General features: G+C 39.0%; 14 protein-coding genes. 2 read left to right on the top strand and 12 right to left on the bottom strand.

Annotation, left to right across the window (positions count from 1 at the left end):
• Window positions 1–35 precede the first annotated feature (35 nt).
• The 5 genes from dnaJ to B3C94_RS21055 form a co-directional block, all read right to left on the bottom strand.
• Window positions 36–1,190: a molecular chaperone DnaJ gene (gene dnaJ, locus B3C94_RS21035; protein ID WP_293907444.1), complete on the bottom strand. Its 1,155-nt coding sequence runs from the start codon at window positions 1,188–1,190 to the stop codon at window positions 36–38.
• A 10-nt stretch (window positions 1,191–1,200) separates the two neighbouring features.
• Window positions 1,201–1,752, bottom strand: a complete 552-nt coding sequence (locus B3C94_RS21040) for a nucleotide exchange factor GrpE (RefSeq protein WP_293907446.1) — start codon at window positions 1,750–1,752, stop codon at window positions 1,201–1,203.
• Between the two features lie 151 nt (window positions 1,753–1,903).
• The gene (locus B3C94_RS21045) at window positions 1,904–2,584 is read right to left on the bottom strand and encodes a cell division ATP-binding protein FtsE (protein ID WP_293907448.1); all 681 of its coding nucleotides are present in this window, start codon (window positions 2,582–2,584) and stop codon (window positions 1,904–1,906) included.
• A gap of 5 nt (window positions 2,585–2,589) precedes the next feature.
• Window positions 2,590–2,793, bottom strand: coding sequence for a hypothetical protein (locus B3C94_RS21050; RefSeq protein ID WP_046672891.1), 204 nt, complete (start codon window positions 2,791–2,793; stop codon window positions 2,590–2,592).
• A 55-nt stretch (window positions 2,794–2,848) separates the two neighbouring features.
• The gene (locus tag B3C94_RS21055; RefSeq protein ID WP_293907451.1) at window positions 2,849–3,862 is read right to left on the bottom strand and encodes an acyl-CoA reductase; all 1,014 of its coding nucleotides are present in this window, start codon (window positions 3,860–3,862) and stop codon (window positions 2,849–2,851) included.
• A 156-nt stretch (window positions 3,863–4,018) separates the two neighbouring features.
• On the opposite strand from B3C94_RS21055, the gene B3C94_RS21060 reads away from it, so the two are divergent.
• Together B3C94_RS21060 and B3C94_RS21065 are read left to right on the top strand one after the other, a co-directional pair.
• Window positions 4,019–4,369 carry a 4Fe-4S dicluster domain-containing protein gene (locus B3C94_RS21060; RefSeq protein WP_293907453.1) on the top strand — a complete coding sequence of 117 codons (351 nt, stop codon included), beginning with the start codon at window positions 4,019–4,021 and terminating at the stop codon, window positions 4,367–4,369.
• Between the two features lie 175 nt (window positions 4,370–4,544).
• Window positions 4,545–5,981: a dicarboxylate/amino acid:cation symporter gene (locus tag B3C94_RS21065; RefSeq protein ID WP_293907455.1), complete on the top strand. Its 1,437-nt coding sequence runs from the start codon at window positions 4,545–4,547 to the stop codon at window positions 5,979–5,981.
• A gap of 238 nt (window positions 5,982–6,219) precedes the next feature.
• On the opposite strand, the gene B3C94_RS21070 is transcribed toward B3C94_RS21065, so the two are convergent.
• The 7 genes from B3C94_RS21070 to B3C94_RS21100 form a co-directional block, all read right to left on the bottom strand.
• On the bottom strand, window positions 6,220–6,600 hold the full coding sequence (locus B3C94_RS21070; RefSeq protein WP_293907457.1) for a YchJ family protein: 381 nt from the start codon (window positions 6,598–6,600) through the stop codon (window positions 6,220–6,222).
• A gap of 16 nt (window positions 6,601–6,616) precedes the next feature.
• A complete protein-coding gene (metQ, locus tag B3C94_RS21075; RefSeq protein WP_293907459.1) occupies window positions 6,617–7,429 on the bottom strand; it encodes a methionine ABC transporter substrate-binding lipoprotein MetQ in 813 nt (270 codons plus the stop codon).
• A gap of 15 nt (window positions 7,430–7,444) precedes the next feature.
• Window positions 7,445–8,098: a methionine ABC transporter permease MetI gene (gene metI / locus B3C94_RS21080; protein WP_293907461.1), complete on the bottom strand. Its 654-nt coding sequence runs from the start codon at window positions 8,096–8,098 to the stop codon at window positions 7,445–7,447.
• A complete protein-coding gene (locus B3C94_RS21085; RefSeq protein ID WP_293907463.1) occupies window positions 8,091–9,110 on the bottom strand; it encodes a methionine ABC transporter ATP-binding protein in 1,020 nt (339 codons plus the stop codon). Before B3C94_RS21085 ends, metI begins: the two co-directional genes overlap by 8 nt.
• Window positions 9,111–9,311: 201 nt before the next feature.
• Window positions 9,312–10,172, bottom strand: coding sequence for a fumarylacetoacetate hydrolase family protein (locus B3C94_RS21090; protein WP_293907465.1), 861 nt, complete (start codon window positions 10,170–10,172; stop codon window positions 9,312–9,314).
• Between the two features lie 58 nt (window positions 10,173–10,230).
• Window positions 10,231–11,163 carry a TIGR01777 family oxidoreductase gene (locus B3C94_RS21095; RefSeq protein WP_293907467.1) on the bottom strand — a complete coding sequence of 311 codons (933 nt, stop codon included), beginning with the start codon at window positions 11,161–11,163 and terminating at the stop codon, window positions 10,231–10,233.
• A 177-nt stretch (window positions 11,164–11,340) separates the two neighbouring features.
• On the bottom strand, window positions 11,341–12,177 hold the full coding sequence (locus B3C94_RS21100; protein ID WP_293907469.1) for a DUF3347 domain-containing protein: 837 nt from the start codon (window positions 12,175–12,177) through the stop codon (window positions 11,341–11,343).
• Window positions 12,178–12,441 lie beyond the last annotated feature (264 nt).

Raw genomic sequence — 12,441 nt, forward strand, 5'->3', positions numbered from 1 at the left:
CAAATGGCTTTTTTTTGTATCTGAAATTTCAGATTTTAATCGAAATATTCTTTGATTCGCTCGAAGAATGATTTTTCACTTTTACCCGGTTGAGGTTTAAAGTTTGGTGATTCTTTGAGTTTGTTCAATAATTCTTTTTCTTCATTGGACACGGCTTTCGGCGTCCAGATATTTACATATACAAGTTGGTCTCCTTTGTGATAAGAGTTTACTTCAGGAATACCTTTTCCCTTTAAACGTAAAATTTTACCACCTTGTGTACCAGGCTCAATTTTGATCTTCGCTTTGCCATCTATAGTAGGAACTTCTACGCTAGTGCCTAAGGTAGCATCTACGAAATTAATGTATAGATCATAGATTACATTCAGCCCATCACGTTTTAAGCTTTCGTGTGGAACTTCTTCAATTAGGATAATTAAATCTCCTGGGACTCCACCACGCGGAGCAGCATTTCCTTTTCCACTCATGGAAAGTTGCATACCTTCACTCACTCCAGCAGGAATATTGATCGCGATTGTTTCCTCACCACGTTCTAGCCCTTCACCTCTACAAGTTGTACATTTTGCTGTGATTTCAACACCTTCACCGTTACAAGTAGGACAGGTGCTTGTTGTTTGCATTTGTCCTAAGATGGTATTCGTCACTCTTCTAACAGATCCAGATCCACCACAAGTTTTACAGGTATGGAAAGAAGATTTATCTTTAGCACCAGATCCATCACAGCTATGACAGACAACTTGTTTGTTGACCTTTACTTTTTTCTCAACGCCTTTGGCAATTTCTTCCAGCGTTAATTTAACTTTTATGCGTAAGTTACTTCCACGGGCTACACGACGGCCGCCACGTTGGCCACCGCCACCACCAAAGAAGCTTTCAAATGGATGTCCTCCACCAAAGATATCACCAAATTGGCTGAATATATCTTCCATATTCATACCGCCGCCACCGCCATAGCCGCCACTAGCAGAATTACCGGCATGGCCAAATTGGTCATAACGTTGACGTTTTTGTGGATTGCTCAAGATATCGTATGCCTCAGCAGCTTCCTTAAATTGTTCTTCAGCTTCATGATCACCAGGATTTTTATCCGGGTGATATTTTATCGCTAACTTGCGATAGGCTGATTTAATCTCCTTCTCGTCCGCTGAACGCGCAACACCAAGTATATCGTAATAATCTCTTTTTGACATCGTCTTAATATTATTGACCTATAACCACTTTTGCGTGACGGATAACTTTGTCACCTAAGTAGTATCCTTTTTCGATCACGTCCACGACCTTATTTTTTAATTCTGCAGTTGGTGCAGGAATTGCTGTAATAGCTTCTTGCAACTCAGGATCGAATTCTTGGCCTTTAACTTCCATTTCCTTTAAACCCAATTGCGACAATGTTTGTCTGAATTTGTTGTTAACAATGTCCATCCCTGTTTTTACAGATTCAACATCCGCAGCAGATTCCATGGCTGTTAACGCTCTATCGAAATCATCTAGTGTAGGTAATAACTTACCGATGACATCTTTTCCAGCTGATTGAATCAATTCAACACGTTCTTTGCTTGTACGTTTTCTATAATTGTCAAATTCAGCAGAAAGACGAATGTATTTATCTTTTGCCTCTGCCAATTCTGCAGCCAATTTCTCCTCAGTAGACAGTTCTTCTGCGATATTATCCGCAGGCTGTTCCTGTTGTTCAGAAGAATTTGTTTCTACTGGATCTTGACCTTCATCATAATAATTATCTTGCTCATTCATATCTTCAATGCTAAAATTAGATTCAAAAATTTACTCTATGCTTCGTTTGTCAAAGTTTTTGCCAAACAATAAAATTCCGACAGCTTGTCAGATTTTATTAAAAAAGCCTAACAATTTGTCGGAATCTCTCTATTATGTGTCAGTTTTCCTACTAGATACTGACATTGTCCTGTAATATTCCATCGCCGGTTTTTATGATACGAGATGGCATATTACGGATAATAGTATAGTCGTGGGTTGCCATTAAAATAGCTGTTCCCGAATTGGCAATGTCACGCAGTAACAGAACAATTTCTTCTGATGTGGCCGGATCTAAGTTACCGGTAGGCTCATCTGCCAAAATAATTTCGGGGTTGTTTAATAATGCACGAGCGATTACGATCCGTTGTTGTTCACCTCCAGAAAGTTCATGCGGCATTTTCTTAAGTTTGGAGCGAAGTCCTACTTTTTCCAATACATCCAATATGCGGCTATCAATCATTTTTTTATCTTTCCAACCTGTTGCTTTAAGTGCAAATTCCAGGTTTTTCTCAATACTTCTGTCTGACAACAGATGAAAGTCCTGGAAAACGATACCCAATTTTCTTCGCAGGTAAGGAACGTCATTCTCGTGCAGCTTTTTTAGGTCAAAGCCCGCGATCATACCTTCGCCATTGCCAATGTATAAATCGCCGTAAATGATTTTTAATAAACTACTTTTTCCACTGCCGGACTGCCCGATAAGATAAATAAACTCTCCTTTGCCAATGTTTAAATTGACATTTGACAATACCAAATGCTTTTGTTGGAAGATATCAACGTTTTTTAATGTAATAACTTTATTCTCAATCATGGAAGCTAAAATTCTAATTTTTTAATTTGCCCAAAAGGCATTTCTCTAACCAGTTGCATGATATATTCTGCCTTTTCCCCTAATCCGATCTTATCAAGTGATTTATCTGGTCGGTCGACTCTAAAATATGCCAGCAAGGTGAAGGCATCATCTCTTAATTGTACATAATCAGGGATTTTGGCGACGCCTTTTACTTTAATGATATACATAATTTCAAAGTTAGTATTTTTAATGCAATTTTTTTAATACGAATTTAAAGGGAGCTTACTGGTTTGCAAATAGGAAATCCAGCGTATTGACTCCATCGGCAAAATCATTTAATGCTGGGCATTGACTTTCTCCAAAAGGAAATACCGGCGATTCTACATTTAACGAAATTTCTGATACAATGCATTGGATATTTTCATACTCTTGTTTGAGCTTGTTTTCGACTTCAGCCTGTGTTTCGTAGGTTTGGTAATAGACGACAGCAAGGGGAGAAGCAGTGCGTTCATCTTCTTTGAGCAATAAAAATCCATTATCAAAATGCTTATCACCATTGATCAGATAGATGGATTTGTTGTAATCGTAATTGTTGTTGTATTTGAAATGCTCGGTAATGGTGTTAAATGCAGCAATACCCTCAAAAAATTGCGCGATGGGATAATCTTTTGGAATGAATAGTTTTGATACGGAGCGACAGCCCAGACCGAAATAATCAAAGATGTCATGCCCAAGGGCGTTCAGTTGGCCTGGAGATTCTTGTCCACCAATGACTGCAATGCTATTTCTGTTACGACGAATAATATGAGGCTTAGTACCAAAATAGTAATCAAAATAACGAGAAGTATTATTAGAGCCTGTTGCAATAACCAAATCGAAATCTTTGAGTTTTTCTACAATATCAAAAGCATCCAGAAAGGAAGGCTCGATTTGTTTAAGCAGATTGAGAACATAGGTGGTCAGTCCAGCATCGTCTGATGAGATTTTAATTTTGGCTTTAAAGCCGCTGATCAAAACACAGAGAATATCATGGAATCCAACCAAAGGAATATTGCCGGCAAGGATTAAACCTACAGTTTTCGTCGAACTAAGATCTGGATAAGGAGCCAACCATTGAGTTAGCTTTTCTGTTGTCAAATTGGCAGCAATCGCATGAATCGCGCGTTCAACATTTTGTGGGGTGTACCATGGGTTTTTATGTTGAGCGAATTGAATGATTTGAATCATATCTTCAGGTCGCTGTTGTAGCTGCTCGCCTAATTTTACAAACGCACTTATTCGTTGTTGCTTTGTCAAAATATTAAAATTTTAAAAGATGAATACACAAATTTGTATTATATTTGTGCTGTTAACATTAATCAACGTGAATCAACTAGCCTTATTGTTCAATCAGACTTTGTTTCATATTGATAATGCAAAAATAGTTTATTTATCATAATTGTGAGGTTATAAATGGCGATTAAAATTACAGACGAATGCATTAACTGTGGTGCTTGCGAACCGGAATGCCCAAATAATGCAATATACGATGCTGGTGTAACTTGGAAATTTTCAGATGGGACGGCTTTAGATGGGATTATTGATTTTGGCGACGGTGTTACCTTAGATGCCAATGAGTCTCAGGAAGCAATCTCTAATGAAGTCTATTATATTGTTTCAGATAAATGTACAGAATGTGTAGGTTTTCACGATGAACCTCAATGTGCGGCAGTTTGCCCTGTTGATTGTTGTGTGGATGATGAAGATGTGCGTGAATCTAACGATGAGCTCTTAGCGAAAAAAGCTTGGTTACACGCGGAATAAATTTAGTGTTCCGTTAAAATATAAGGCAGGATAAGAAATTTTCCTGCCTTTTTTGTGTTTTTGTATTTTGACGAAATCGATATTTTGTTGCGAAACTTAGCCGTTTGGAATAATAATATTTGCAAAAGCATAGGATTTTTTTATTTTTGTTCTTTTGACCATTAAAATCTTTTAAATGTTAAAAACCAAAATAGGGTTGATTACCCTGATCACAGTTACATTAGCTTGTATCATTGCTGTATTATACGAATTTGATGTTGTAGGCTTTTCGCATGAATTTCTAATGGCTGTCCGTTGGATAGTTGCTACCGTTTTGGTTGTAAATGCGCTCTTTAAGAAAAATTTGACTACCTGGATTCTGACCTGTATGATTATGGGGATATTTGTTGGTTTGGATTTTCCAAATCTAGCAATTTCCCTGCAGCCTTTAAGTAAAGGATTTATCAAATTGGTAAAGACTATTGTTGGACCGATTCTTTTTGCTACACTTGTTTATGGAATTGCAGGGCATTCTGATTTGAAGCAGGTAGGACGTATGGCGTGGAAATCGATGCTTTACTTCTTTTGTGCTACAACTTGTGCTATTTTTATCGGTTTGGGAGCTATAAACCTGACTCGGGCAGGGGTAGGTGTGGATGTTGCTCATATGCCGCATGAAGAGCTTCCGGCACCGAAAGAAAGCATGGATGAGCATATCCTTAAAACACTTCCCGACCATGTCCATCCTGTATATAAGTTTACTTCTTTTATAAGGGACTTATTTCCGGAAAATATCGTCAAGTCTGTAGCCGATAACCAAGTTTTGCAAATTGTTGTATTTTCAATTTTGTTCGGAATTGGATTGGCAATGGTGGATGAGAAAAAACGTAAGCCTTTGGTGGATTTTACCGAGAGTATGTCTGAGACGATGTTTAAGTTTACCAACATTATTATGTACTTTGCTCCAATTGGAGTGGGGGCTGCGATGGCTTACACCGTAGGACATCTTGGTGTCGATATTCTCAAGAATCTTTTCATGCTATTAGCGACCTTATATTTTGCTTTAGTTTGCTTTTTATGTCTGGTGCTCCTTCCGGTGGCACTTTATTTAAAAATACCAGTGAAACGTTTTATCAATGCGATTAAAGAACCTGTTTCGATTGCATTTGCTACGACAAGCTCAGATGCTGCGTTGCCAAAAGCAATGAGCGCAATGGAGAAATTTGGCGTTCCCCGTAAGATTGTTTCATTTGTCATTCCTACAGGATATAGCTTTAATTTGGATGGTACATCCCTTTATCTATCATTGGCCGCAATCTTTGTGGCTCAAGCAGCAGGAATACATCTGTCATTTGGACACCAATTGATGATCGCTTTTACCTTGATGATCACATCCAAAGGCGTGGCAGCGGTTCCAAGGGCCTCATTAATTATTCTGATAGCTACAGCCGATCAGTTCGGTTTACCGACATTTGTCATTGCAGCAATTTTGGGTATTGATGAATTGATGGATATGGCACGTACCTCAGTCAACGTTATAGGAAACTGTCTTGCTACAGTAGTTGTTGCTAAATGGGAAGGAGAATTTGATGAAGAGGCTCCTTACCGTGAAGATACGGAGGGATTGATCTAGAACATATAAGCTGACGAATAGTGTTCAGTGCTTGCAAAGCAGTTTTAACTAAGGTTAAAACTGCTTTTTTATTATACTGTAGGTATTGGTAGTCCTGTTGGTATTATTTGTGTGGGATTATTGCAAAGACTTTCGGCCAGAGACGAAGGATATTAAAGTGCTGGAAAAAAAAATACCTGCAAGCGGTTGATATAACTGCTTGGCTGTTTTTCATCGCTTGCAGGCTATAAATTTTATATCATCGTCCATCTACATAGTACCACAAGTCACCTAGTTTTTTGAACGTGGATTTTTCATGGTGAATCTGAACTTCCATCTGGGGGTTCAGGTAATGTGCTTCAAACTCGACAGTGTGAGCAGTAGATTTTAGAATGGAAAGTTGCATCCATTTATTTTCTTGCGCCCATTGTCCAATAGCCTGTTTATTTTGAAACCTTCTTGTTGATGGATGAAAAGTGTTGTACAGAAAATCGATGTGCTGAACAACAAAGGCACTGTAGCGTGCGCGCATCAGGGCCTCCGCTGTGGTCGCATTAACATGAGAAAGATGTATTTGCTGACAGCATTCGCTATAAGTATTGCCAGAGCCACAAGGGCATAATCGACCTGATTCTATCACTTGTTTGTGCTAATTTTTACCAGCCCTTAATTGCCCCATTTTTGAAGACCTTTTTTGCGGTAGCTTCTACTTCTGGTGACTGATATGCTTGAATAAACTGTTGGACTTTCTCATCGTTTTTATTATCAGAACGGGCAACGATTAGATTGACGTAAGGAGATTCTTTGTCCTCTGTGAACAAACCTTGTTTTTCGGGATCCAATCCAGCTTGAGATGCGAAACTGTTATTGATGATTGCAAGTGTAACTTGAGGATCATCCAGAACACGAGGTAACTGTGGCGCTTCCATCTCAATGATTTTAACCTGTTTAGGGTTGCTTACAATATCTGTTACTTTAGGCTGGATACCAACATTTTCTTTTAAACCGATAATTCCTTCCCGTTGCAGAAGCAAAAGCGAGCGCCCTCCATTGGTAGGGTCATTTGGGATGGCAATAGTGGCTCCGGGCTGTAATTCGGTGATGGTTTTGATTTTCTTTGAATAGGCAACGATAGGAAATACAAATGTGTTTCCGACAATGGTTAGTTTGGTGAAGCCGCGTTGTTTGGACTGCTCTTGTAAGTAAGGCTGATGCTGGAATACGTTTACATCGATATCACCTTGATTTAGGGCTTCATTGGGTACAACGTAGTCGTTGAAGGCTACTAACTCCACATCGAGATTGAACTTTTCTTTTGCAACTTTCTTAGCCGTTTCTGCTAGTTCCTTTTCGGGGCCGCTCACAACACCGACTTTAAGGATATTCTCTTTCTTTTCCCTGTTATTGCATGCCACAATCGATACGAGACTGAAAGCTAAGATTGCAAATGCATAGTTCAATTTTTTCATATGATATAATTTATGTTAACGATGGTTTACTTTCTTTGAAATGTAATCCCCTGTATATTGTAATAGGAATACGATTAAAATTAATAAAATTAGAACAGAATTCATGATAAAAGTGTCGTATCCGACATAACCATATTGATAACCAATCTGTCCCAGTCCACCAGCACCTACCGCGCCACCCATTGCAGAGTATCCAACTAGTGTGATCAGTGTAATTGTTGCATTATTTACTAGCGACGGGAGAGCCTCAGGAAGTAATACTTTAAAAATCACCTGTTGAGCATTTGCTCCCATTGCCCTTGAGGCTTCGATTAGGCCATTTGGAATTTCCAAAAGACTATTTTCCACGAGCCTTGCAATAAATGGGGCCGCACCTATACTCAAAGGAACCAATGCTGCAGACATACCTATTGATGTCCCGACGATATTACGCGTAAATGGAATCATCCATACAATGAGTATAATAAACGGGATAGACCGAAACACATTAACTATTAAAGAAACAAGTTGGTGCATGGCTTTGTTTTCCAGCAGTTGATGTTTTCGGGTTAAGAACAGGTATATCCCGAGTGGGAGACCTAGCAAAAAACCAAAGAAACCAGACAGGAACGTCATGGTCAGGGTTTCTAAAGTCCCCGATAGCAGAAGATTAAATACCTGATCAGACATAGCCTAATATTTTTGTTTGTGAATGCTTTTCCATTAAGAAAGATAGACTCTGCGTTATATTTTCTTTTTCGCCAGATAGTTCAGCCAATATAACTCCAAATTTCATTTCGCCAATATAGTCTATTTGTGCAGTAATGATATTTGTTTTGACTTGATATTGTTGTTCTAAGTACTGAATAAACGGGATGGATTCTTCGTTCGACGTTAAATAGATCTCTACCAGTGGATTCCCTGCATTTTTCAACCGCTCCTGAAAACTTATCGGAATGTCTACTTCAAGTGAAGATTGAATAAAGTCTTTGGTTGTTGCTTCCTGCGGATTAGCAAATATTGCTTCTACTGGACCAGCTTCGATCAATTTTCCATGGTCCAATACAGCAACCTGATCACAAATACTTTTAATAACATCCATCTCGTGAGTAATCAGCAATATGGTCAGCTCAAGTTGCTTATTGATTTTTTTTAGCAGCTTAAGAATGGATTTTGTTGTCGCTGGATCTAAAGCACTTGTCGCCTCATCGCAAAGTAGAATATAAGGATCATTGGCTAGTGCGCGAGCGATGGCAACGCGTTGTTTTTGCCCCCCGGAAAGGTTAGCCGGATACACATTAGCCTTATCTTCCAATCCGACCAGACGCAATAATTCCGATACTTTTTGACTGATAAATTCTTTTGATTTCCCTTCGAGCTCGAGTGGAAAGGATATGTTTGCATAGACTGTTCGTGATGACAATAAGTTGAAGTGTTGGAAAATCATACCGATCTTTCTTCTCTTCATCATCAAGTCTTTCGGCGAGAGGGACATCAAGTCATCCTCTTCAATAATTACTTGACCATGGTCTGGTCTTTCTAGAAGATTGACACAACGGATCAGTGTACTTTTTCCGGCTCCAGACGCACCTATTACACCAAAAATCTCACCTTTCGCAATCGACAACGAGATGTCTTTTAAAGCATCAATGCGTGCGGCTTTCACCTCAAATGATTTGGATATGTTGTTTAGTTGAATCATTGACCCTATGGGGATTTAGCTATATATTTTGACAAACGGATGATGTTGCTATAAATGTACACAAATGCCGGGGATAAAATAAAATGAAATAAATTAAATTAACGTATGGCAAAGGCAGTGTAGATGTTTCTTTGTGTGTAAGTGGATATGAAATGGGTTCTTTCAGCTTGAAAAAGAATGAAAGAACCCAAATATATGTTTTTATAACGCTTGATAAGCTGAAATCACTTGTCTTGCAGATCCCAGTCCATCGATGCCATATTCGATGACATCGCCATCTTTCAGGAATCTTTGTGGGGATTTTCCCATTCCAGATCCCGCAGGTGATCCTGTGGAAATGATATCGCCTGGAAGTAAACTCATAAAGTGACTTAAATAAGAAATCAATTTGGGCACACGATAGATAAAATCACTTGTATTGCCATCTTGCATGATTTCACCATTAAGTTTAAGCCATATTTTCAAATTATCAATATCACTGATTTCATCTTTGGTTGCTATAAACGGACCAATAGGAGCGAACGTATCGCATCCTTTACCTTTATCCCAGGTTCCGCCACGCTCGATCTGAAATTCACGTTCTGTCACGTCATTGTGCAGCACATAGCCAAACACATGGTCCAAAGCTTCTTCTTCAGTAACATAAGAAGCTTTTTTTCCAATTACAATGGCAAATTCGGTCTCCCAATCAGATTTTACAGAGAACTTCGGAAGGGTAATTCCATCAAAAGGGCCATTGAACGCAGATACAGATTTCATAAAGACAATAGGCTCTGAAGCTTGTTGTAATTTGGTTTCTTTGACGTGATCATCGAAATTAAGCCCTACACAAAGGATTTTGGAAGGGGCTTCCAATGGTGTACCGATACGCTCGTCGTCAGCTATCTCTTTAAGCGTGTCGCCTTTTTCAATTATATATGCTTGAAGTTTTTCTAAGTTTGCAATATCCGCAAAGAAATCGCGGTTATATTGAAAATTTCCTTCTGAAACATCATATTTCTTTTCGTTTAAAATGACTCCCGCTTTTTCGGAGCCCTTTGCGCCATATCTAAAAATCTTCATAAGCCGCAAATATACGGATTTTGTCCCAAAATGGGCAGAAATTAACGCGAATTAACAATTAATCAATATGTAAATTATCTATACAATTATTGTCCAAAAGTGGATATCTGAAAGGGAATTTTTCATTCACAATCTTTTTGTTACTCACCCAGGTCCCACTGAGAACCATTTCTTGGCCTTTCTTTCCGAGCAACAGTTTAATCAAAAATGAGGGAACGGGTAGGGGAATGTAGAATGGCCCGTATTTATGTTTGGCTATTCTTCTGCTAAACTCAGAAAGGGAAAGGGGCTCGGAGGAGCATGCATTATAAATCCCGGCTACATTATTATTCTGCAGACCGAATAGGAGCATGCGGCAGAGGTCATCGATATGGATCCAACTGAGCATCTGTTTGCCGGAACCTAAAATCGGAATCGAACGAAAAGGTAAGAAACGACTGATTTCTTTTAGTAAACCCTGATCATTGCTTAACACGATGCCAAAACGGAAGACAACTAGCCTTTTTCCTAAGGTCTCAATAGGTTTGACACTTCCTTCCCAAAGATTACATACCCAGGACAGGAAATTTCCACCCTGCGGGTCGGCTTCTTCAAAAGGTCTTTTTTGGTACTGATCGTCTGCTCCATACCAGCCTATAGCGGAGGCCGATAGTACGGCTTTTACCTGATTTGGTACTTGTTTTAGGCTTTGGTAGAGTAGCTGTCCGCTTTCTACCCGGCTGGCGATAATTTCCTGTTGATAGGACTTTGTCCAACGTTCTGCGTTAAGATTGGCACCCGCTAGATTGATGATATAATCGGCTTCCTGAATTGACTTGGTATCAATTATTTGTTTGTTGGGATCCCAATGTACGTAGCGGACATTGGATTGTGCGGGATGGGATTTGGGGTTTCTGGTAAAAATAATAACTTCATAGAAATTGGTAACCAATAGTCTTGTCAAATGAACACCTATGGCTCCAGCACCGCCTGTAATAATCACTTTTTCCATGAATTGAATCTTGCTTTTAATAAACTCATCTTGTCATCTGAGCCAGTCTATTTTCATTGATATTAAATATACCATTTTGGTTTAATAAAGTTGATTATCGCGAGCATAATTACAAAAAAAAGGTTTATCTTCTTGCAAGATAAACCTTTATCAGATGGGAATAAGTGAAAATATCCTTTAAAGTGTCTGGATAGTACTGCCGCATGTCAGCATCTGTGCACCATAATAAGGATTTTTGATCTCTTTATCACGACTTAACCAAGTGCCACCTTTACCTTTATTAAACATGGGGCACTTTTGATAATAAATGGAAAACGGAGGCTTAGAGCTTTTGGACAAACTATAAATTTCTTCCGACAACACAGCGAAGGCTTCTCGCCGCTTAAGGACGTCCTTTGCGTCTTGTAGATTCTTCGCGGCAGCTTTAAGCGATGTCATTTTTGTTTTCCAGACGCCTTGTTCCATTTCTGTTAGATTAGCGATTTTTACTTTGCCGATTTCATCAGAAAGATGATTTGCTAATCCCGCTGCTTGTTTGCTATCAGCTGCAACTAGCGCATTTTTAAGCAAAAAGTATTGATCATAGATCTGCTGAAAGTTAGTTCCGTCGCTGTTGTCATCAGTTGGAATTACTGATTGGCTTTCTGCATCTTTAGGTGTATCTGAAGCCGAAGGAACTAAATTCCTTTCGTATTGGCAACAAGCATGGAGTTTCGCGTAAGCTTCTTCGGAGGCCAGGTATTTTTCATTATCATAGCCTGCTTCCGCAATATTTTTCAGGACAGCGTCCAAGGAAGTTTTCTCTGTATCATACGATATCGTTGCTGTCTGATTGTCTTCGTTCCAATCTACTTTAGCATAGGCAGAGGTCCCGGCGTTTTCTATTGTTTTTTTGCACATACCGCAGTTCCCTGCAATTTTGACATTGCTGTTTGTCGTATTGTTATCTTGTGCATGGTTTGTTAAAGAGGAGAGCACAAGTATCCCTGTTATGATATAATGATGGATTTTCATATTATTGAAATGGAAGAATAAATAAAAATAAGTAATCAAAAATGATAGGTATTCAATCAGCTTATCTTTGGAGGAACCCAGGGACAGTAATATCCACCTGAAACAAATGCGGGCACTATTGATGTATAGTTTTTTTTGATTGCAATGGTACAAATCCTAGGGTTTGGCTCCGGCGGATTGTAAATCGCCAAAATGGTGTAGCCGTAAGCACATGGGCAATTGCAATTTTTACTTTGTTTATGGCGTTTACAGAAGGCCTCCTTA

The sequence above is a fragment of the Sphingobacterium sp. UBA5670 genome (assembly GCF_002420705.1).
GTDB lineage: Bacteria > Bacteroidota > Bacteroidia > Sphingobacteriales > Sphingobacteriaceae > Sphingobacterium.

Bases quoted from the DNA above. Each gene is read 5' to 3' on its own strand.
- dnaJ (WP_293907444.1), bottom strand. From the start codon at position 1,190: ATGTCAAAAAGAGATTATTACGATATACTTGGTGTTGCGCGTTCAGCG.
- B3C94_RS21040 (WP_293907446.1), bottom strand. From the start codon at position 1,752: ATGAATGAGCAAGATAATTATTATGATGAAGGTCAAGATCCAGTAGAA.
- B3C94_RS21045 (WP_293907448.1), bottom strand. From the start codon at position 2,584: ATGATTGAGAATAAAGTTATTACATTAAAAAACGTTGATATCTTCCAA.
- B3C94_RS21050 (WP_046672891.1), bottom strand. From the start codon at position 2,793: ATGTATATCATTAAAGTAAAAGGCGTCGCCAAAATCCCTGATTATGTA.
- B3C94_RS21060 (WP_293907453.1), top strand. From the start codon at position 4,019: ATGGCGATTAAAATTACAGACGAATGCATTAACTGTGGTGCTTGCGAA.
- B3C94_RS21065 (WP_293907455.1), top strand. From the start codon at position 4,545: ATGTTAAAAACCAAAATAGGGTTGATTACCCTGATCACAGTTACATTA.
- metQ (WP_293907459.1), bottom strand. From the start codon at position 7,429: ATGAAAAAATTGAACTATGCATTTGCAATCTTAGCTTTCAGTCTCGTA.
- metI (WP_293907461.1), bottom strand. From the start codon at position 8,098: ATGTCTGATCAGGTATTTAATCTTCTGCTATCGGGGACTTTAGAAACC.
- B3C94_RS21085 (WP_293907463.1), bottom strand. From the start codon at position 9,110: ATGATTCAACTAAACAACATATCCAAATCATTTGAGGTGAAAGCCGCA.
- B3C94_RS21090 (WP_293907465.1), bottom strand. From the start codon at position 10,172: ATGAAGATTTTTAGATATGGCGCAAAGGGCTCCGAAAAAGCGGGAGTC.
- B3C94_RS21095 (WP_293907467.1), bottom strand. From the start codon at position 11,163: ATGGAAAAAGTGATTATTACAGGCGGTGCTGGAGCCATAGGTGTTCAT.
- B3C94_RS21100 (WP_293907469.1), bottom strand. From the start codon at position 12,177: ATGAAAATCCATCATTATATCATAACAGGGATACTTGTGCTCTCCTCT.